The sequence below is a fragment of the Exiguobacterium sp. s152 genome (genome assembly GCF_018618335.1).
Lineage (GTDB): Bacteria > Bacillota > Bacilli > Exiguobacteriales > Exiguobacteriaceae > Exiguobacterium > Exiguobacterium chiriqhucha.
In genome coordinates, this window is the sequence record NZ_JACSLX010000007.1 from 117,821 (window position 1) to 139,025 (window position 21,205).

Annotated in this window: 20 protein-coding genes and 1 pseudogene; 18 read left to right on the forward strand and 3 right to left on the reverse strand. The window is 52.8% G+C overall.

From position 1 onward, the window contains the following. The first annotated feature begins 13 nt into the window (after nucleotides 1-13). The 10 genes and pseudogenes from atpA to KNP72_RS15910 all read left to right on the forward strand — a co-directional run bounded on the left by atpA (nucleotide 14) and on the right by KNP72_RS15910 (nucleotide 10,004). The gene (gene atpA, locus KNP72_RS12575; RefSeq protein WP_114165153.1) at nucleotides 14-1,522 is read left to right on the forward strand and encodes a F0F1 ATP synthase subunit alpha; all 1,509 of its coding nucleotides are present in this window, start codon (nucleotides 14-16) and stop codon (nucleotides 1,520-1,522) included. A gap of 36 nt (nucleotides 1,523-1,558) precedes the next feature. Next, entirely contained in the window at nucleotides 1,559-2,416 is an 858-nt protein-coding gene (gene atpG, locus KNP72_RS12580; protein WP_214719348.1) for an ATP synthase F1 subunit gamma, read from the forward strand. 34 nt (nucleotides 2,417-2,450) lie between these two features. After that, nucleotides 2,451-3,869 (forward strand): F0F1 ATP synthase subunit beta, encoded by a 1,419-nt coding sequence (gene atpD, locus KNP72_RS12585; RefSeq protein ID WP_285222543.1) that lies wholly within the window; start codon nucleotides 2,451-2,453, stop codon nucleotides 3,867-3,869. Between the two features lie 28 nt (nucleotides 3,870-3,897). Continuing rightward, nucleotides 3,898-4,308 (forward strand): F0F1 ATP synthase subunit epsilon, encoded by a 411-nt coding sequence (locus tag KNP72_RS12590; RefSeq protein ID WP_128123479.1) that lies wholly within the window; start codon nucleotides 3,898-3,900, stop codon nucleotides 4,306-4,308. A 172-nt stretch (nucleotides 4,309-4,480) separates the two neighbouring features. Further along, a complete protein-coding gene (locus KNP72_RS12595) occupies nucleotides 4,481-5,677 on the forward strand; it encodes an EAL and HDOD domain-containing protein (RefSeq protein ID WP_251129003.1) in 1,197 nt (398 codons plus the stop codon). Nucleotides 5,678-5,874: 197 nt separating this feature from the next. Further along, on the forward strand, nucleotides 5,875-6,093 hold the full coding sequence (locus tag KNP72_RS12600; protein WP_214719349.1) for a DUF1146 family protein: 219 nt from the start codon (nucleotides 5,875-5,877) through the stop codon (nucleotides 6,091-6,093). 246 nt (nucleotides 6,094-6,339) lie between these two features. After that, nucleotides 6,340-7,641, forward strand: a complete 1,302-nt coding sequence (murA, locus tag KNP72_RS12605) for a UDP-N-acetylglucosamine 1-carboxyvinyltransferase (RefSeq protein WP_214719350.1) — start codon at nucleotides 6,340-6,342, stop codon at nucleotides 7,639-7,641. Nucleotides 7,642-7,718: 77 nt separating this feature from the next. Continuing rightward, complete coding sequence (mreB, locus tag KNP72_RS12610) at nucleotides 7,719-8,705, forward strand: rod shape-determining protein (RefSeq protein WP_021066145.1); 987 nt, start codon at nucleotides 7,719-7,721, stop codon at nucleotides 8,703-8,705. A 102-nt stretch (nucleotides 8,706-8,807) separates the two neighbouring features. Then, nucleotides 8,808-9,242, forward strand: coding sequence for a DUF4275 family protein (locus KNP72_RS12615; protein WP_214719351.1), 435 nt, complete (start codon nucleotides 8,808-8,810; stop codon nucleotides 9,240-9,242). Then, a pseudogene (locus tag KNP72_RS15910) lies at nucleotides 9,243-10,004 on the forward strand (SDR family oxidoreductase). It begins immediately after the preceding gene. A 35-nt stretch (nucleotides 10,005-10,039) separates the two neighbouring features. On the opposite strand, the gene KNP72_RS12630 reads toward KNP72_RS15910, so the two are convergent. Continuing rightward, nucleotides 10,040-10,819, reverse strand: a complete 780-nt coding sequence (locus KNP72_RS12630) for a response regulator (RefSeq protein WP_214833672.1) — start codon at nucleotides 10,817-10,819, stop codon at nucleotides 10,040-10,042. Then, complete coding sequence (locus KNP72_RS12635) at nucleotides 10,800-12,611, reverse strand: sensor histidine kinase (RefSeq protein WP_214833675.1); 1,812 nt, start codon at nucleotides 12,609-12,611, stop codon at nucleotides 10,800-10,802. Before KNP72_RS12635 ends, KNP72_RS12630 begins: the two co-directional genes overlap by 20 nt. Nucleotides 12,612-12,791: 180 nt before the next feature. On the opposite strand from KNP72_RS12635, the gene KNP72_RS12640 reads away from it, so the two are divergent. The 4 genes from KNP72_RS12640 (at nucleotide 12,792) to KNP72_RS12655 (ending at nucleotide 17,570) form a co-directional block, all read left to right on the forward strand. Continuing rightward, nucleotides 12,792-14,723 (forward strand): sensor histidine kinase, encoded by a 1,932-nt coding sequence (locus KNP72_RS12640; RefSeq protein ID WP_214833678.1) that lies wholly within the window; start codon nucleotides 12,792-12,794, stop codon nucleotides 14,721-14,723. 118 nt (nucleotides 14,724-14,841) lie between these two features. Further along, complete coding sequence (locus tag KNP72_RS12645) at nucleotides 14,842-15,615, forward strand: flagellar hook-basal body protein (protein WP_021066151.1); 774 nt, start codon at nucleotides 14,842-14,844, stop codon at nucleotides 15,613-15,615. An 11-nt stretch (nucleotides 15,616-15,626) separates the two neighbouring features. Then, complete coding sequence (locus KNP72_RS12650; protein WP_214719361.1) at nucleotides 15,627-16,406, forward strand: flagellar hook-basal body protein; 780 nt, start codon at nucleotides 15,627-15,629, stop codon at nucleotides 16,404-16,406. A gap of 66 nt (nucleotides 16,407-16,472) precedes the next feature. After that, on the forward strand, nucleotides 16,473-17,570 hold the full coding sequence (locus KNP72_RS12655; protein ID WP_251129004.1) for a glycerate kinase family protein: 1,098 nt from the start codon (nucleotides 16,473-16,475) through the stop codon (nucleotides 17,568-17,570). A gap of 27 nt (nucleotides 17,571-17,597) precedes the next feature. On the opposite strand, the gene mscL is transcribed toward KNP72_RS12655, so the two are convergent. Then, on the reverse strand, nucleotides 17,598-17,975 hold the full coding sequence (mscL, locus tag KNP72_RS12660; RefSeq protein ID WP_214719362.1) for a large-conductance mechanosensitive channel protein MscL: 378 nt from the start codon (nucleotides 17,973-17,975) through the stop codon (nucleotides 17,598-17,600). Nucleotides 17,976-18,181: 206 nt separating this feature from the next. Here mscL and KNP72_RS12665 point away from each other — a divergent pair, with 206 nt between their 5' ends. From KNP72_RS12665 to KNP72_RS12680, 4 genes are all read left to right on the forward strand, one after another. Then, entirely contained in the window at nucleotides 18,182-18,433 is a 252-nt protein-coding gene (locus KNP72_RS12665; RefSeq protein ID WP_029594701.1) for a DNA-directed RNA polymerase subunit beta, read from the forward strand. Nucleotides 18,434-18,446: 13 nt separating this feature from the next. Continuing rightward, entirely contained in the window at nucleotides 18,447-18,869 is a 423-nt protein-coding gene (gene fabZ / locus KNP72_RS12670; RefSeq protein ID WP_214833681.1) for a 3-hydroxyacyl-ACP dehydratase FabZ, read from the forward strand. 12 nt (nucleotides 18,870-18,881) lie between these two features. After that, nucleotides 18,882-19,331: a hypothetical protein gene (locus KNP72_RS12675; RefSeq protein ID WP_214719364.1), complete on the forward strand. Its 450-nt coding sequence runs from the start codon at nucleotides 18,882-18,884 to the stop codon at nucleotides 19,329-19,331. A 97-nt stretch (nucleotides 19,332-19,428) separates the two neighbouring features. Beyond that, nucleotides 19,429-21,168 (forward strand): methyl-accepting chemotaxis protein, encoded by a 1,740-nt coding sequence (locus tag KNP72_RS12680; protein ID WP_214833684.1) that lies wholly within the window; start codon nucleotides 19,429-19,431, stop codon nucleotides 21,166-21,168. Nucleotides 21,169-21,205: the final 37 nt, after the last annotated feature.

The window sequence follows — 21,205 nt, forward strand, 5'->3', positions numbered from 1 at the left end:
AGGGGTGAATTCAATGACGATCAAAGCTGAAGAAATCAGCGCCCTGCTAAAAGAGCGGATCGCTTCGTACGGTTCTGAAATCGAAGTCAGTGAGACAGGTACAGTCATTCAAGTAGGTGACGGTATCGCTCGTGCATACGGACTCGATAACGTTATGGCGGGGGAACTCGTAGAGTTCTCTAACGGCGTAATGGGCTTGGCGCAAAACTTAGAAGAAGGTAACGTCGGGATTATCATCCTTGGCGACTACAAAGGCATCAAAGAAGGCGACTCGGTAAAACGTACGGGCCGCATCATGGAAGTTCCAGTCGGTGAAGCGCTCCTCGGACGCGTCGTCAACCCACTCGGACAACCAATCGACGGTCTCGGACCGATCGTGACGGACACATACAACCCGATCGAGCGTAAAGCTTACGGCGTTATGGCCCGTAAGTCAGTTCACGAACCGCTCCAAACTGGGATTAAGGCGATTGACGCCCTCGTACCAATCGGTCGCGGTCAGCGTGAGCTCATCATCGGTGACCGTCAAACTGGTAAGACTTCGGTCGCAATCGATGCGATCATCAACCAAAAAGAAGAAAACATGATCTGTATCTACGTCGCAATCGGTCAGAAAGAATCGACTGTCCGTGGCGTAGTTGAGACGCTCCGTCAAAACGGCGCTCTCGATTACACGATCGTTGTTTCGGCATCGGCTTCACAGCCAGCCCCACTTCTTTACCTCGCACCATTCGCTGGGGTATCGATGGGTGAGTACTTCATGGACCGCGGACAACACGTCCTCGTCGTGTATGATGACCTCTCGAAACAAGCGGCAGCTTATCGTGAGCTCTCGCTTCTTCTCCGTCGTCCTCCAGGCCGCGAAGCCTACCCAGGGGATGTCTTCTACCTCCACTCACGCCTTCTTGAGCGTGCGGCGAAGTTGAACGACGAACTCGGCGGCGGCTCATTGACAGCTCTTCCGTTCATCGAGACACAAGCGTCGGATATCTCGGCGTACATCCCGACGAACGTTATCTCGATCACAGACGGTCAAATCTTCCTTCAGTCGGACCTCTTCTTCTCAGGGGTACGTCCAGCGATTAACGCCGGTCTCTCGGTATCGCGTGTTGGTGGTTCGGCTCAAGTGAAAGCGATGAAGAAAGTTGCTGGTACGCTCCGTCTTGACCTCGCGTCATACCGTGAGCTCGAAGCGTTCGCCCAGTTCGGGTCGGACCTCGACAAAGCGACACAAGCGAAGCTCAACCGTGGACAACGTACCGTTGAAGTCTTGAAACAAGACTTGAACGCACCGCTCTCGGTCGACAAGCAAGTTATCATCATCTACGCACTCACGAAAGGTCATCTCGATGATGTCCCAGTCGAAGACATCCGTCGTTTCGAAAAAGAAATGAACGCATGGCTCGACCAAAACCGTGCGGACCTCTGCCGTGAAATCCGTCAAACAGGAAACCTTCCTGCTGACGAGGCGATGGTCGATGCGCTTACGGAATTCAAAAAGACGTTCTCGCCATCGGTTTAATCCGGTGACGAGCGTCTATTAAGGTGGTGAATCGAAATGGCATCATTACGTGAGATCCAGATGCGGATCACCTCGACCCAAAGCACGAAGCAAATCACGAAAGCGATGAACATGGTGTCGGCTTCGAAATTGAACCGCGCTCAAGGGAGCAACGCCAACTTCAAGCCGTACATGACCAAGTTGCAGGAAGTCATCTCGTCGATTGCCGGCGGTACTTCAGGCGCAACACACCCGATGCTTCAAGTCCGTCCCGTTAAACGGACCGGCTATATCGTCATCACGTCAGACCGCGGACTTGCTGGTGGATACAACGCCAGCGTCCTTCGTGACGTGTATCGCGAGTTGAAAGCCAAACACGATTCAACAGACGAGTACCGTCTGTACGTGATCGGGAAGGTCGGCGTTCAGTTCTTCAAGGCCCGTAACATTCCGGTGTACAGTGCCATGACAGGACTCAACGACCAGCCATCATTCGTTGAAGTCGCAGAGATCGTCAAACAGACGGTCGGCGCGTTCAGTGAAGGCGAGATTGATGAATTGAAGCTCTGCTACAACTCATTCATCTCTGTCATCAGCCAAGAAGTGAAGATTGATCGATTGCTTCCGCTTGGGAATATCGAACAGACCGCATCCAATGTGATGTATGAATACGAACCAGAAGAAGAAACGATCTTAGCAGCGCTTCTCCCGCGTTACGCGGAAGGACTCATCTACGGCGCGCTCCTCGATGCAAAAGTATCGGAGCACGCGGCTCGGATGACGGCGATGTCGAACGCGACAGACAACGCGGATGAACTCATCCGTGGACTCAAGCTCAAGTTCAACCGCGCGCGTCAAGCGGCGATCACACAAGAAATCACAGAGATTGTCGGAGGTGCGGCTGCGCTTGAATAAGCGCACGCCCTCTAGATTGTAGGAGGCTAACACGATGAACGAATACGGCATGAAAGGCCGCGTAGTCGCAGTCATGGGCCCAGTTATCGACGTTAAGTTTGACAACCACTTACCGAACATCTATAACGCCCTTAAAGTCACACACGTGGCTGCATCGGCACAAGATGTCAGCGTCGACTTGACGCTCGAAGTGGCGATCCACCTTGGCGATGACACGGTCCGTACGATTGCGATGGACTCAACAGACGGCGTTCGCCGCGGCATGGAAGTACTTGACTTAGGTTCACCGATTTCAGTACCAGTCGGAGAAGAGACGCTCGGTCGTGTCTTCAACGTACTCGGTAACCCGATTGACGATAAAGAAGTGTCACCGACTGTTCGTCGGTCACCGATTCACCGTCAAGCACCGACGTTCGATGAGTTGTCGACAAAAGTTGAAATCTTGGAAACGGGAATCAAAGTCGTCGACCTTCTCGCACCATACATCAAAGGTGGTAAAATCGGCCTCTTCGGTGGTGCCGGTGTAGGTAAAACCGTTCTCATCCAGGAACTCATCAACAACATCGCGCAAGAGCACAGCGGTATTTCTGTATTCGCAGGAGTCGGTGAGCGTACGCGTGAAGGAAATGACTTGTTCCACGAGATGACGGACTCAGGCGTTATCAAGCAAACGGCGATGGTCTTCGGTCAGATGAACGAGCCGCCGGGCGCGCGTCTTCGCGTAGCCTTGACGGGTCTTACAATGGCAGAATACTTCCGCGATGAGCAAGGACAAGACGTTCTTCTCTTCGTCGATAACATCTTCCGTTTCACACAAGCAGGTTCGGAAGTTTCAGCCCTCCTCGGTCGGATGCCATCTGCTGTAGGTTACCAGCCAACACTCGCAACGGAAATGGGTATGCTTCAAGAGCGGATCACGTCAACAGCTAAAGGATCGGTCACATCGATTCAAGCGGTTTACGTACCAGCCGATGACTATACTGACCCGGCTCCAGCGACAACGTTCGCTCACCTTGATGCAACGACTAACTTAGAGCGTCGTCTTTCGGAGATGGGTATTTACCCAGCCGTTGACCCGCTCGCATCGACTTCACGTGCCCTCTCGCCTGACATCGTCGGACCAGAGCACTACGAAGTAGCCCGTAACGTCCAGCAGACGCTTCAACGTTACAAAGAGCTTCAAGATATCATCGCAATCCTCGGTATGGACGAGTTGTCTGAAGACGATAAGCTCACGGTTCACCGTGCCCGTCGTATTCAGTTCTTCTTGTCACAAAACTTCCACGTGGCTGAGCAGTTCACAGGCCAAAAAGGTTCGTACGTACCAGTTAAAGAGACAGTTCGCGGCTTCAAAGAGATCCTCGATGGTAAACACGATGATCTTCCAGAAGATGCATTCCGTCTCGTTGGTCCAATCGAAGACGTCATCGAAAAAGCGAAGACGTTGGTCTAAGACCTACACGGAAGGGGGAAACTAGACGATGAATACTCTTCACGTCAACGTCGTCACCCCGGATGGTGCAGCCTATGAGGGCGAGGCACGGATGGTGATTGCCAAATCGGTGACCGGTGAACTCGGTATCTTACCGAAACACATCCCGATGGTGACACCGCTCGATATCTCAGTTCTCAAACTGCGCCACGAAGATGGTGGACGCACGCTGATCGCACTCAGTGGCGGTTTCATGGAAGTTCGTCCCGATACGGTGACGATCTTAGCTGAAACAGCCGAAATGGCGGATAAAATCGACTACGACCGCGCTTCTGCGGCGAAAGTTCGTGCCGAGCGTCGTCTACAAGACACGAAGCTCTCGGACCTCGAATTCCGTCGTGCGGAGCTCGCGCTCAAAAAAGCGATTAACCGTTTGAGCATTCGCGATATCAAAGAATAACCGACATCTCTCCTGCAGCCGCAGGGGAGATTTTTTGTGGATGGACCGAATCAATCACGTTCCTTCATTATATATGGGTCTAAAGCATCAAAAGTTTTACGCCCAAATAGTGGAAGATAGGCGCACCTTATCCGATAATATAGATGGGAACTACGGTAAAGGAGACAATGGGATGAAAGTTTATGTTGCGCGCCAACCGATCTTTGATCAAAAATTACGCGTCTGTGGCTATGAACTGTTATATCGCCGCAGCGAGAAAAATATATTTGAACATGTCGATGACGCACTTGCGACCGCCGATGTGATTCATAACGCCTATCTCGTTTTCAACTTCCGGGAGTTGACGGAAGGGACGAGAGCGTTCATCAACTTTCCGCAAAACTTGATTGAGAGTGAGGTCCCGGCTTTACTGCCAAGGCAGACGCTCGTCGTCGAGGTGCTCGAGCATGTCGAACCGACGGAGAAAGTCTTGGCGGCGTTACGTTCGTTACGTCGGAAAGGCTATACGATCGCCCTCGACGACTTTGTGTTCGAAGAGAAGTATCGGCCGCTCATCGGACTCGCCGATATCATCAAAATCGACTACCAGGCGACACCGATCGACCAACAGAAGCGGCTCATCGACGCCCTCGGCCATCGCGTCGAATTTCTGGCGGAGAAAATCGAGACACCGTTTGAATATGAGATTGCCAAGAAGCTCGGCTATCACATGTTCCAAGGCTACTTCTTCAGTCGTCCGACGGTCGTCCACGGTGCGGAGGTCCATCCGCTCCGGCATACGCTCGTCGAAGTGCTGAAGGAACTCGATAAGCCGGAACCGGACTTCCGACGCATCGCCAGCCAAATCGAACGAAGCGTCGACTTGTCGTATAAAATGTTACGCTCGGTCAACACGGTGTATCAAAAGGGACGTCACACGATTCAATCAATCGAACAGGCCGTCGCGCGTATCGGGCTCGATGAGATGCGGCGTTGGTCGTATTTGATGCTGTTGCGTGAGCTACAGACGTCCGAATCGAAAGAATTGATTAAACAGAGTGTCATCCGCGGCAAGATGATGGAATTGATTGCGGCCGAGACGTTACCGCACGTGGCGGCGTTCGACGCGTTCATCACGGGTATCTTCTCGTCGCTTGACGTCATCTTGGATGAGACGATGCAGACGCTCGTGTCGGAGCTTCCGGTCGAACCAATCGTCAAGGCGGCTCTCCTCGGGGACGACAACGAATTACGCGGGTTACTTGAGACCGTTCTCGCCTACGAGCAATTGACGGTCGACGTCGATGAGACGATGCCGGATTTGTCTCGACACTATGTCGAAGCCATCCGTTGGAGCCAAACTTATGATGCTGAAGTGAATAATGTTTGAAATATTGAAGGGACGTCAATTACTGTACTAAGGCTATGCGCCGATTGACGTTCCTTTTGTATGCGGTTTTTGGAGAGAAAGCGAGTTGATCGGATGAACCCATTCAACCACTCACTTGAACGCTAAGTCTTTTTTTCTCTAACGTGACATGCTATGATTAAAAACGGTACGAATTTTTGAAAAGAGGGGAATCGTCGATGCTAAACACCGTATTATCGCTCTTCATCTACGTCGTAGCGATCTACGTCGCTTGGTGGGCGCTCATGCCGGTCAAATGGGACCGCTTGCTCAATCAAGTGAGGAGTCCGCAAGCAGCTGTCTTGCGCGTCCTCGTGGCCGTCGTCTTCGGTTCACTGATCGCCCAGTTCTTTTTGGAGTATATCCGATTGGCTCAGGCACTCGCACCATTGCAGTAGGCAGGGAAATGATTACTAAACTGTAATCCTGCTGTAACGTATCGTATATGTTTATCGTGATAGGATAAATTCGTCTGACATGACGAAATTTTTCATCAGAATTTTATGGTTGCTTTTATTATTATTTTTCTCTCTGATGAAGCGTCACGTAATACAAACCATCATAGTAATCGACACAACCACATCCGGTAACGGATATCGACGTATAAAACAAAAAATTAACGAAGTTGGAGGACAAAGAGAGATATGAAGGATTTGATTGTAGTCCGTGGAGGACGTAAATTGTCAGGTACTGTGCGTGTTGAAGGAGCTAAAAACGCCGTACTCAAAACATTGGTTGCCACTCTTTTAGCAGGTGAAGGAAAGTCGGTACTTCAAAACGTGCCGCGCCTCGCTGATGTGTACACGATTAACAAAGTGCTTCGCCACCTCGGTGCAGAGGTTGCATTTGACGAAGCGAGCAATGAAGTCACTGTCGATGCGTCGGGCACAATCAAAGACGAGGCGCCACTTGAGTACGTCCGTAAGATGCGTGCTTCAATCCTCGTCATGGGTCCTCTTCTCGCTCGCCTTGGGCACGCACGTGTTGCGATGCCGGGCGGTTGCTCAATCGGCTCACGTCCGATTGACCTCCACTTAAAAGGGTTCGAAGCAATGGGTGCAAAGACGGTCATCGGCAACGGTTTCGTTGAAGCTTCGGTTGACGGTCGCTTGAAAGGTGCGAAAATCTACTTGGACTTCCCATCTGTCGGCGCGACAGAGAACATCATGATGGCTGCTGTCCTCGCGGAAGGCACGACGATCATCGAGAACGTCGCCAAAGAGCCTGAAATTGTTGACCTTGCCAACTTCTTGAACGGTATGGGCGCACACGTGCGCGGTGCCGGTACAGAAACGATTCGCATCGAAGGTGTCGATAAGCTTCACGGCGCTGAGCATTCAATCATTCCTGACCGCATTGAAGCAGGTACGTTCCTCGTCGCTGGAGCCATCACAGGCGGCGACATCGAAGTCATCGGTGCTGAGCGCGAGCACCTTCGTCCGCTCATCTCGAAGATGGAAGAAATGGGCGTCAAGTTTGAGGATACAGCAGAAGGCATGCGTGTCATGGCACCGGATGAGTTGAAGCCGGTCGACGTGAAGACAATGCCACACCCTGGTTTCCCGACTGACATCCAAGCTCAAATGATGGCACTCGTCTTGAAAGCAGGCGGTACATCGGTCATCACAGAAACAGTGTTTGAGAATCGCTTCATGCACGTGGAAGAGTTCCGCCGCATGAACGCAGACATTAAAATCGAAGGCCGTTCGGCCATCATCAAAGGTGGCGTTCGCCTCCAAGGTGCTGAAGTCGTCTCGACTGACCTTCGTGCTGGTGCTGCCCTTGTCCTCGCTGGACTCATTGCGGACGAAGAGACACGCGTTGGCGATCTCTACCACATCGACCGTGGATACGTCGACTTCCACAAGAAATTGCAAGCTCTCGGTGCTGACATCGAGCGCATCCAAGGGAACGTCGAAGTTGCCGAAGAAATGGTTAAGAACTAATTAATAGACTCATAGGAGCGAGGAGAGACTCTTCTCGCTCTTTTCAATGAAGTAATGAACGGAGGAACCTACACACCATGTTTTCAAAAGATATCGGGATTGATTTAGGAACAGCAAACGTCGTCATCCACGTCAAAGGTCGAGGCATCGTCCTCGACGAGCCATCGGTCGTTGCCATTAAACGTTCGACAGGGAAAGTACTCGCTGTCGGGACAGAAGCGTATCAGATGGTCGGACGTACACCTGGTGACATCGTCGCCATCCGTCCACTCCGTGACGGCGTCATCGCCGACTTCGCGACAACCGAAGAGATGCTTCGTCACTTCGTCGAGAAGATTCAAGTCCGCGGTTTCTTTGGCGGCATCCGCATGCTCATCTGTACGCCGGCGAACGTGACACCGGTCGAAGCGAAAGCCATCCGTGAGGCGGCCGAGAAGGCCGGCGCAAAAGAGGTCTTCCTCGCCGTAGAACCGAAAGCGGCAGCCGTCGGTTCGGGCATGGACATCTGGAAGCCGGTCGGTCATATGATCGTCGACATCGGTGGCGGAACGACAGACGTTGCCATCCTCTCGATGGGCGATATCGTCTGCGGCGAAACGATTAAAATCGCCGGGGACCGGTTCGATACGGACATCCTCCGCGCCATCAAAGACAAGCATAAGCTCGTCATCGGTGAGCGGACGGCCGAGCAAATCAAGAAAGAGATTGCGACGGTCTTCCCAGGCGGCCGTAACGAGACGATGGATATCCGAGGTCGTGACATGGTGCGTGGGCTTCCGCGTACGGTAACCATCACGTCGGAAGAACTCCGTGAAGCGATGGCCGAATCGGCAAATGAGATCGTCGAAGCAACGAAGCGCGTGCTCGAACAGACGCCTCCGGAACTTGCGGCCGATATCATCGACCGCGGCATCATCATGACAGGTGGCGGCTCGCTCCTCCACGGGATCGACCAGCTCGTCGCCGAGCGTGTCGGGTTGCCGGTCATGATCGCCGAAGAGCCGACGCTCAGCGTCGCGCACGGCACGGGCATCATGCTCGAGCACTTGGATCGTTTGAAGTAAGATCATCTAAAGGTACGACGTCAATAGGCGTCGTACCTTTTTTGCGTTCAACACTGTCCGATTTTCCTGTAAATGGATAAAATAAGGGAGGGAGGGTTGTAGATGAATCCATTGATTGAGCGATTGACGGCAAAAGGAGTCGAGGTCACAGAGATTGAAGACCGAGGCCAAGAAGCGCGTCAAAAATGGTTGACGCACTTCATACGACCTGAACAGCCGACACGACTTTCTCCTCATCTATGGGAGGATATCGTGGCAGGGACTGACGGCTGTCTCGTCAGAACAGCCGCTGATCGCGCGTTCGAACGGGTCAGGAAGTGGAAAGCGATACTCTTTTTTCAACACTCGAACGATGTGCTCGAGCTCGATTTGACGCAAGCAAAACCACTCACTAGGAGAGACTTGATTGTTGAAACAATGGACTATGCGGATGTCTATATCGTAGACCCAGCTTACACGTGGACGTATGTCATCCCGCACGAAGCGGACTGGGGACCATATTTTCTCACCAAATTTGGGACTAAAGGGGATCATTAAATGACACGACCACTCACACTCATTACCGGCGTCAGCCGGACGCAAGGCATTGGGGCGGCCATCGCGCGAAAACTCGCTACGTCAGGTCATGACTTGTATATCACGCACTGGAGCCCGTTTGACGGCACGGAAGGTGTCGGAGCGGAACCGGACTTCATCGACGGCTTCGTCGACGAATTACGGGCATTGGGGGCTCGCGTGGCCCATGAGTCGTACGACTTATCGTCTGGAGACGTAGAAGGGTTGCTCAACCGCGTCGAAGCGGCGCTCGGTACTCCAAGCCGCCTCATCAACAACGCGACGTATGAGCGGCACGTGGGCGTCGATACGTTCACGACCGAGACACTCCGCCGGCATTATCTCGTCAATAACGAAGGGACGCTCGGTCTGACGTTTGCATTCATCGAGCGATACAAATAGGCTGGGCATACGGACGGACGAATTCTGTTCATGGTATCCGGTGGGGCGGATGCGTCCAATTTGGCCTATATCGCCACGAAAGGCATGTTGATCGCGATCACGCCGGCGCTCGCTAACGGGGCAGGTCAGTATGGAATCTCCGTGAACGCGCTTGACCCGGGCCCGACCGATTCGGGTTGGATTGATGACGTGCTCCGCGAACAACTCGTACCGCTGTTCCCGTATGGACGCGTCGGGACACCTGAGGACACGGCCCGCTATATCGCTTTTCTCATGGGGCCGGACGGGGCGTGGGTCAACGGCCAACATCTTCACGTCGACGGTGGCTTCGTCGGACGCTGAAAAGAGCTTCTCCCTTGAATTGGGAGAAGCTCTTTTTAATGCCATGTATAATCTTTGTCGACAAAGAGTCGAGTGGACAAATCTGTTTGCGGGAACGGCTTTTCTTTTGCATCTAACCAGTCATGGTAATCGCAAAGACAGGCGTCATCCAAATGGAGCGAGTAACCGTTGTTAATCGTCTGAACCGTGATGCTCAAATCATACTCGGCGAGCGTCTTTTTCAACCGATAGACAAGGTTATAGACGTTATGGAGCGCCCGCTGCGGCTCGTCGATATCTGGATAAAGCGTCTCGGCAATGAGCCATTTGTTGACGACTTTATCGCGGTGGAAAATCAAGTAGGCGAACAGTTCCTCGGTTTTTTGCGTCGGCCATTTGACGAGGTCGCTGTCTTGTGTCTTGACTGAGAAGTGGTCAAGACATTGAATCGTACACGTCCGGTGATGATCGGTCGATAGTGTCTCCGCGTATCGCTTCGAGACGCGCGGGATCAGGTCGTGAATCATCTGTTCGGTGATTGGTTTAAGCAGGTAGTGTGTCGCTTGTAAGTTGAACGCTTCGACCGCATATTGGCTGTGTGCCGTCGTAAAGACGACTTGCGTTGTTTCGGGTAAACGTTTGGCGAAATCAAGGCCGCTCATCTGTGGCATCTCGATATCGAGAAACACGAGGTCGACTTCCTGGTTTGCTAAAAAATCAAGCGCTTGGAACGGATCGTGGAACGAGCCCATCCATTTTAAGTTCGGTTCGGCTTGGATGAGGCGTTCCATCATCCTCAAAATATGGTGTTCATCTTCAATCAAAATCGTGCGCATGTTGCGAATTCATCCTTTCTCGTTTTGGAAGTCGAATATGCACATGCGTACCGACCCCAGGCTCAGAATTTAATTTAAACGTGGCACCTGGCAAGAAACCGATCCGATTTCTGACATTCGGGATACCGATTCCATTTGATTGTTTCAAATGCGGTGTTGGATCGAAACCGATGCCGTTGTCGGCAATCCGGATATCGATTGAATCATCCGATTCCTGGACCGATAACATGAGCCGTTTCACACCTTCTTGCTTCATCAACCCGTGTTGAACCGCGTTCTCGACGAGCGGTTGCAATAACAGCGGTGGGATTGAAGCGTTGAGCACAGATTCATCGATATCCTTCGTGATGGTGAAGGCGTCATTGAAACGAGTTTGCTCGATCATTAAGTACGAATCGATAACCTCAAGTTCTTGACCAAGTGAGATGTCATTCTCAGTGCGGCCGTTCTCAAAGATGAAGCGGACGTATGTGCTCAAGTGACTGAGTAACCGTGCTGCTTCAATCGGTGCTGTATAACAGAGCGCAATGACGTTCCCGAACGTGTTATATAAGAAGTGTGGTTTGATTTGGGCGTTGAAAAATGAGATTTCACTTTGATTGGCGAATGTTTGAACTTCCCGTTTTTGTCGCTTATCGGTCGACAAGTGAATCGGAAGTAACGTGAACATGAGCAAGAAATAAATGAGTGACATGACACTCGTATACAGTTCCTGATTCGGGTGATCAATCAAGGCGTTTAACAACTGCCCGATGTACCCGATAATGAGTGCCACCGTGAACACTAAAAATTCAAACGGATAGCCGTTATCTTTCCGCTCGAACAACCAGTTGATATTCAGACCGGTCCAAAAGAACGTGATGAACAGAACGTAAAACCATGCAAATTGATCAAACATAGTATGTGCAGTGTAAGGTAGCACCAAGGCAATCAGGCTAAGTGCATAAAATGGATACGCCACATACTTCAAAAAGTGACGGAATGGAACGCGTTCGAGCTGAAGCGCAAAGTTAATGAGCATGGCAACACTTAAGAGCGCTGTAATCAAATTCAATTTATGGGCCAAGACATAAGTCATCAGTGGGATAAGTTCGAAGACAATCATTTGATCGCTCATCAACAGTGAAATACTGACAAGGAAAAAGAAAGCGGCTCCATACAAATAAAGCGCTTCTTTGCGATGAAATAGCCAAACGATCGCATAGAACGAGAAAATAAGTAGCGAGATGAGGACGATGACAAACTCATAACTGAAATATTTATTATGGTACGTCATCATATTGCTCGTCGGTCCGATGAGCAAACTGTCGGAAACGCCAGTTGCGAGCTCCTCCGTCTCGGCTGTTTGAATCGTCAAACGAAACGTCGGGGTATGCGTATCCAGGAGAACGAGGTAAGCATGCCGAGGGTCTTCAACTGTCGATGCGTAGACGGGCGAGACGTTTTTTCCATCAATGAGGAGATTGACATGTGGGTGGTTACGCGGGACGCGTAGTGCATATTGTCCCGGAGGTAGGCTAATGTCAGCCTCATAGGTCGCCGTTTCGTGTGGCGTCATATGCGGAACGCTTCGATAGGATTCACGGTCTACTTGATCGAGAAAGCTCGATTGGAAGCGCCATGTCCCATCCAGACGCATGATGTGTTCGGTCACGCGGGAATCGGTCAAATCGGCCGTTCCTTGTGTGACGGTGACTGCGTCGTCGATGGTTTGTCCTCGTGTCAAGGCGAGTCCGCCTGCGAGTGCAAAGACAATCATCAATACGACCAGCCCAATCGATTTAGGGGTCATCTGCATATTCCCTTCGTGATTTGTGAGTTTCTTGTGAGAAACGGACGATATACTGACACTAGTCGTTCACTTTTAGAAGTGACCAATGTTTTCTTATCGTACACGAAACTGACTTTTTTGAATAGCCGAACATACTGAATTGACAAGCTGATCAATCACCGATATGAAAGAAGGCAACATATGAAGCGCTGGATTGAACAACGAATTAGCCGCCAAGTGCTCACCGTGTTTTACGTATTGATCGCGTTAATCACGTTGACGTCACTCGGCACATATTTTTATACCCAGCAGGCAATCCGAGACACGACGGTCGAACTTGAACGTATCAGTGAACAACGATCACGGGCGACCGACTTGTTCGAGACGTGGCAATCGATGCAATATGAGATGCGCGGTCACGTGTTGCTCGGGGAGGACGCCTTGCTTGCGGAAGTGAGACGAGCGCAAGAACGGATTGACGACCAGACGAGCTGGTTTGAAGAAAACGCTGCGAGCAAGGAAGAGACGACGTTCGCAGAAGATGCGCGCCTTCTGTTCAGCATTTATACGTCACGCGTCATGCCGGGTCTTGAACGGTACGTCATCGCCAAGGCGAACGGGGAAATCGATGAGCCATTCTTACAGATGGCGACCGTCGGACAACTTATGCCGAAAAATGCGGGCTCGACCCAGACCCGCTTCAAACTGAATACGAAGAGTGCGGCCGATATGAGTGCGAGCATCGTCGATATGGAATCGGTATTTACCGACTACCGGGCCGACCTTGACTTCCAAGAGACGGGTCTTCGGGAGGAACTGTCGGAACAGCTCGCCAAAGCTCAATGGATGTGGTTGCTCATCTTGCTCGGTGCGTTGTTCATCCTCTTCGTCAGCCTGCAGCCGTACATCGTGCGTTTGACGAATCAACTTCAATCGCTCATCACGAACAGTGAACGACTGGCGGTCGACCCGCATGCGACGCTCATCCCGATTCAACCGTTGAAAAACGAGGTCGGACAATTGTCCAAGTCTTTTTCCGAAATGTCGACGTCATTGATTCGACAACACGATGAACTCGAGCGTGAGCGCGAGAAAACCGCGCAGATGGTACACACGATGCGGGACGCCATCGTCTTTGTCGAGCTCGAGACGAACCAACGCTTCGGGAACGAGGCGCTGTTCGAACTGTATGACCAACCATTCCCGTTCGGCGACCGTCAGAGCCTCTATCCGATTGATGCCTTCTATGCACCGTTCATGGAGCAAATCGACGATCAAGAAGGATTGAACCGCTTCACCGACCGGGCCAAACGGCTCGGAATCTTCGACGAAACGTTTACGTACTCGATGCAAGGGGGAACACGTACCGTACGGATGTACGCCGAACCGATTGAAATGCAGGACGAACGTTTCGGTGTGATGTTTGTGTCGCGGGATATTACGAAAGAAATCGAGATCGACCGCTTGAAGACGGAACTCGTCGCGACGGTCTCTCACGAACTTCGGACCCCGCTCACATCCATTCTTGGATTTACTGAATTGCTTGAACATCGGCATGTCGATGAAGAGAAGCGAAAACGCTACTTGAGCATGATTCACAGTGAGACGACCCGGCTCGAGCGGCTCGTCAGTAACTTACTGGATGTTCAGAAGATGGAAGCCGGTAAAACGGAACAAGACTTCAAAGTCGAGAATTTGTTTGAACTATTGTCTGATGTTCTTGAAATTCATGCCGGCTCAACCGAATTGCATGCGTTCCATTTCGATTGTGATGAAACGATTCGCATTTCCGGAGACCCGGCGCAACTACGTCAAGTGTTCTCGAACATCTTGAATAACGCCATTAAATATTCACCCGACGGCGGTAATATCGCCGTTAACGTCTCGTGTGATGACGATGTCATCCGGATCGCCATCGAAGACGAAGGCATGGGTGTAGCACCCGCAGATGCCGAACAGCTGTTTGAGAAGTTCTACCGTGTGCAGAACGAGCAGAGTCGCAATATTGGAGGCACCGGCCTTGGGCTTGCAATCTGTAAGGAAATCATCGAATCGCACGGCGGTACAATCAGCGTCAGTTCGGAACTGGGGAATGGGACGACCATGACGGTCGAACTCCCGATTGTCGATTGACGAAAACCACTTCATTGCGAAGTGGTTTTTTTAGTTTTTTTCAAAAAACGGTGAATGAAACGTTCCTTTGGTACGATATAGAAAGTGAAGACTTTGAACGACGAAAGGAAGACGAAGCATGCTACGCGGATTATATACGGCGGCGGGCGCGATGAACGCGCTCCAGCGTCAACAAGAGATTTTGAGCAATAACCTCGGTAACGTCCGGACCCCTGGATTCAAAGCATCAAACGGCGTCGTCCGCTCGTTCCCAGAAATGTTGCTTGCCCAAGTGAGCCACCCTGGGAATGCGCGCTCACGCGTGCAAGGCGAAGTCGGCACGTTGTCGACGGGCGTATATCTACAAGAGACGATGCCGCGTTTCTCGACGGGAAGCATCTCCGAGACGGGCAGCCCGACCGACGTATATATGAAGGTACCGGCTGACGCGACGGGTGCGGCCATGTTCGCAGTCGAACAGAACGGTGAGACGCTCTATACGACGAACGGGCGCTTCGCGGTCGATGAAGAACGCTTCTTGCGTTCAGCAGATGGCGGGTATATCCTCTCGGACGCCGGCGAACGGATTCAATTGCCGTCAAGTGAGTTCACGTTGTCAGGTGACGGACAAATCACCTCACTCGGGCAGAATGTGGCGACGCTCGGTGCCGTCCAAATCGATGACTTGGCTACACTCGAGCAAGTCGGGAACGACTATCGGGTCAACGGAGACGCCCCGCCTGCTGCGAATGTTCAGTTCCAACAAGGATTCATTGAAGAGGCGAACGTCGATCTCGATCGGACGATGGCCGACTTGATGACGACGTACCGTCAGTTCGAGGCGAACCAAAAAGTTGTCCAAGCGTATGACAAGAGTGCCGAGCGGGCCATTGAAATCGCTCGGATTCGTTAAGGAGGAAGCTTATGCAATCGATTTATAACTCGGTCTCGTCGCTCACGCAGCTTCAACGCCAGCTCGATGTGACCGGTCACAATATAGCCAACGTCGACACGGCTGGCTATAAGCGGGAACAAACCCACTTCGCCTCGCTCTTGTCGCAGGCGTATGACAATCAACCGCGCGCCGAGCTCGAAATCGGACGCGATACGCCGAACGGGATTCGCATCGGTGTCGGCGGCCACGTCGCCGATATTAGCCAACAGTTCAATATCGGCCAAATCCGAAAGACCGACCGGGCCCTTGACGTGTTCTTGAAAGCGAGCCGTCAGTTCTTCGCCATCGAGACGGAAAACGGTGTCGGATTGACCCGGAGTGGGAACATGCAGCTCTCGGTCGGCGACACGACGACGCTCGTCGACGTGAACGGTAACGCCCTTCTTGGTGCGGACGGGAACCCGATCGTCATGCCGAACGAAGCGACGGCGCACCGTGTCCGTCAAGATGGGATGGTCGTCGCCAGCGTGAACGGCGTCGAGCAAGAGTTTGGTCGTCTCGACATCGTTGAGGTACGTAACACATCGGCGCTACGACCTCTCGGTGACAACGTCTATGCGGCCGACTTGGCGGCGGACATCGATCGCCCGCTCGGCAATCTGTTGATTGAAGGGACGCTCGAGTCATCGAACGTCGATTTGACGAAAGAGATGACCGACATGACGATCACGCAACGCGCGTATCAGATGAATTCACGAGCGTTGTCGATGAGTGACCAGATGATGGGACTCGTCACGTCACTTCGGTAATCACGGACCGTTCTTCTTCGGAAGGGCGGTTTTTGCGTTACACTAAAAATAGGAGGAGGGATGGACATGCGGATTGTCGTGGCAATGGATTCGTTCAAAGGGTCACTCACGAGCGTGGAAGCCAATCGGGCGGTGCGTGCAGCGCTCGCTGGGCATGACGTCGTCGAGGTACCAATCTCAGACGGCGGGGAAGGTTTTTTGAATGCATGGCTCTTGACGCACCCGCATGCCGAGGTGGTCACGCAAGACGTGATGTCGCTTGACGGGACGGTGCGGCAAGCCCGGTATGGCTGGTCGGAACGAACGCGCGAGGCAGTGATTGAAGTCGCTGAGGCGTCCGGTCTTACTCTCATCGACGTGCTCGACCCGTGGCGCTACAGTTCTTATGGGACGGGACTGCAGATTAAAGATGCACTCGGGCACGGGGCGACACGCATCACGGTCGGTCTCGGCGGGAGCGCGACCGTCGATGGAGGGAAAGGCTTGCTCGAGGCGCTCGGCGTCCGCTTTCTTGATGAGACAGGGCATGTCATTGATTCGTTCCCGCATCAACTCGAGCGCGTCGCGCAAGTCGATTGGACCGGACTCCTACCGGAAGCGCGTCATGTCGAGTGGCGGATGGCCTCGGATGTGACGAATCCGTTACTCGGTCTATCTGGGGCGGCCGCCGTATTCGGTCCGCAGAAAGGATTGGCGCTAACGGACGTCGACCGTTATGACGAACAGCTCGCCGCGTATGCCCGTTGCTTCGAGCGTGATGTGACGGGACAACCGGGGGCGGGCGCGGCCGGCGGGATCGGCTTCGCGCTCTATCAGCTCGGAGCCGTATATGGGAGCGGGATTGACGAGGTAGTACGGTGGTCGAAACTAGAGGAAACGTTGCAAATGGCCGACTGGTTGATCACCGGGGAAGGCCGGTTCGATGAGCAATCGCTCCACGGAAAAGCACCTTATGGATTGGCCCGAATCGCATATGCACACGGGGTCCCGACGCTCGTCTTCGCGGGACAATCGGAACTGATTGCCGTTCCGGACGTCGGCATCGAAGCCGTGTTCCCAATCGTTTGCCGGGTGATGACGCTCGAAGAGGCGATGCAGCAAGCGGCGCCGCTCTTGACGGACGCCGTCAGCCGAGCGTTCCGGTTAATCGACAAAGACGCCTGAACCAACTTCGGTTCAGGCGTCTTTTGGTCACGAACGTTCTTTTAATAGGTCACGAATCTCCGAAAGGAGCTGTTCTTCACGCGACAGTTCCGGCTCCGGTGTCTCTTCGACCGCTTTTTCTCGCTTCAGACGGTTCAATACTTTGACCATCATGAACAACGCGAAGGCGATGAGGAAGAACTTGACGATTTCTTGCAGGAAGTTGCCGTACGTCACGTTCACGCCGAGCACCGATACCGCGAGCGTCGAGAAGTCGATGCCGCCGATGAGGATGCCGAGGAACGGCATGAAGATGTCATTGACAAGCGACGTGACGATGGCCGTGAAGGCAGCCCCGAGGATGAAGGCGACGGCCAGGTCAATCACATTGCCTTTAATCGCAAACTCTTTGAATTCTTTCCACATAGAAATAATACCTCCTAAACGATGAATACTCTTATGGTAGCACAGCATAGGTGGAAGTGAGCAGTATTTTTCACAGAAGCGTCGTTCGTGTCCTAGGCCGGGCGCTTGTTCGACCGATGGTAGATACGTTACACTTATATAGAACTCATGCAATTGTTTTATTACCAGGTACTAATATGTTATGATTAATTCAGCTGAAAGGATGTATGGACGTGGCGAACGAAGAACAAAACGGCTCGGAACAGACCGAGTCCAAAGAGCGGACGGAGCGGAAGCGATTATCGAACCATCGACGTTTCCCGATCTTGTTACGCGTCATCGTTGTCCTGCTGTTGGCTTTCGTGATGCTTGCGATTGGGGCCATCATCGGGTACAGCGTGATTGGCGGAGGCGAGTGGAAGGACGTGTTCAACATCGACACGTGGCGCCATATCACCGATTTTTGGCTAACATCATAAGGGTGGTGGAACCATGTACACGATTGAACAGATTAAAGAAGTGATCCCGCATCGGTACCCGTTCTTGCTCATTGACCGAATTCTCGAGGTCGATGAAGGCAAGCGGGCCGTTGGGTTAAAGAATGTGACGGCGAATGAGGAATTCTTCAACGGACATTTCCCGGACTATAACGTCATGCCTGGCGTCTTGATCGTCGAAGCGCTCGCGCAAGTCGGCGCGTTCGCGATGCTCAAGCAAGAGTCGAACCGCGGCAAGCTCGCGTTCTTCGCAGGCATCGACGGATGTCGCTTCAAACGTCAAGTCGTTCCAGGCGATCAATTGCGCCTCGAGGTCGAAATCTTGAAAGTGCGCGGACCAATCGGTAAAGGACGCGCCGTGGCGACAGTCGATGGAGAAGTTGCTTGTGAAGCGGAACTCACTTTCGCCTTGAAGTGAGGAGAGAACGAGATGCGCGTATTGGTGATTGCCTTGATTCTCGGATTGGCGACCATCGTCGGTTGCCAACAAGTGCAAGATGATCCGGTCGAGGAGAACGTCGTGTTCGAACAGGACGTCGATGATGCGATGATCGACAAGCGAGCCGGTCAATCAGAATCGATTGCAGTCTCGCTCGAGCGGACGAACAGCTCAACGATGTTGTTCACGATTCGGATGCTCGAAGACCGTCGCCTCGATCCGACGACGATCATTAGTTATGAAGTCGACGGCACGCGTGTCCCGATTCCGTTCGGTGAACTCGTCGCGGAACGCGAAGGGGATGTGCGGACGTACGTCTATCAAGCGGATTTGAACCCCGACCTATTCGTCACCGAGACGCTGCCTCTCTTCCATGTCGGAGAAGAGGGCGAGGCTGAGGTGTCAATGCCGCTCGAGGTTGTAGATTCGACAAATGAATGAACGAACGGATGATTTTTGTCGAAAATCATCCGTTTTTTTGTGCAGTTTTTTCGGGAATCGTCCGATACATACAGTAAGGACGAATGGAGGGAATCACATGAAACGAAATAAACCACAGTTACTGCAGACGCGAATTTTGGCGATGATGTTGGCGTTCATCACGCTGCTCATCGTCACGTTCGGCGTGTTGCAATATGTTAGCACAAAGCACACGGTACAGAGTTCGATGCAAGCCGTTCTATTGGAGGACGGGGCCCGCATCAGCGAGGCGATTGATGCGGAGGCGTATGCGGCCTTTATGCAAAATCCGACCAAAGATGAACGGTTCGAGCAGTTTCGGGAACAGCTCGACACATATCGGACGCAAATCGGGGCGATGTACGTCTATACGCTCGCAGCCGACGGCGAAGAGCTTCAAATCATCGTCGATGGCATGAGCGCGGCCGATGCGGTTGAGATTGGCACGCCGACGACGGCGACGTCGTTCGAAGATGCGAAAGCGGCGTTCGACGGTGGGACCGTCACGACACCGATTGTCGAGGACCCAGAGTACGGGGACTATATGACGGTACTCGTTCCAATCAAACAAGGCGGGGACGTCATCGGTGTCCTCGGCATCGATAAAGGGGCGAGTGACGTCGCCGCGGTGACGGAAGACGTGTTGCAAGAGAGTTTGCCGCCGATTCTTATCGGACTCGTCGTCTTACTCGGGGTCGCCTCAGTCATCATCTGGCGCTACCTTGGCTGGAAACTTCGTCCACTCCGTGAGCTCGAGCGTGTCGCGACCCATATCGCGAGTGGGGACTTGGCGACGGCTGCTCGTGAGATGGACAACATCCAGTTGAAAGCGAACGATGAGATCAAGCGGCTTACCGCCTCGATGGATCAGATGACGAAAATGCTCCGCGACTTGATTTCCGGATTACAAACGTCCGCTCAGACGGTGCGCGATGAGAGCGGCAACGTGGCGAGCATCTCGGAAGAAGTGAACGATGCCTCGCGACAAATTGCCTTCACGATGGAAGAGATCGCGGGCGGCGTCGAGAATCAGAGTGTGCTTACGATGAAACTGTACGGACATATGAACGAGTTTTCGGGACTTGTCGAACAGACGGCGCACGACGGGAACGGCGTGAGCGAACAAGCGGAAGTCGTCAGTCGGGTGACGGCCGAAGGACTCGACCTGATGGAGGATGCAGTCGGCAAGATGACAAACATCCATCTGCAAGTGCGCGAGTCGCAAGGCCAGGTGAAGGACTTCGAACAACAGGCGGACGAAGTGACGGCACTCGTCACGATGATCCGTCAAATCTCGGAGCAGACGAACTTGCTCGCCTTGAACGCGGCCATCGAGGCGGCTCGTGCCGGGGAGCATGGAAAAGGCTTCGCCGTCGTCGCTTCGGAGATTCGCAAGTTATCCGACAGCGTTGCGCGGTCGGTCAGTGAGATTTCGGAAATCGTTGGTAGCGTCAAACGAAACTCGATCGCGCTCGGCGAGACGTTCACGGACAGCATGCACGCTGCCGAGGACGGCAAGCGGACGCTCGAGGAGACGAAGCGCGCCTTCAATGAGATTGAACAGAGCGTGCGGGAGATGCAACGCCTGACGAACTCGATGCAAGGGCAGCTCGGACGCGTCAAGACGAACCAAGACGACATCAAACGTGGTCTTTCTGACATCGCGTCGATTTCTGAAGAGAGTACGGCTGGTAACGAGGAAGTGGCCGCCTCGACCGAACAGATGTCGGCGACGAGCGAGACGATGAACCGGCTCGTTAAAGATTTGTCGCACACGGCCGAGGACATGCAACGCATGAGCCGACAGTTCAAGTTGTAAACAGTCTCAAGTCAGACATACCTCCGTTGCGTCCGTT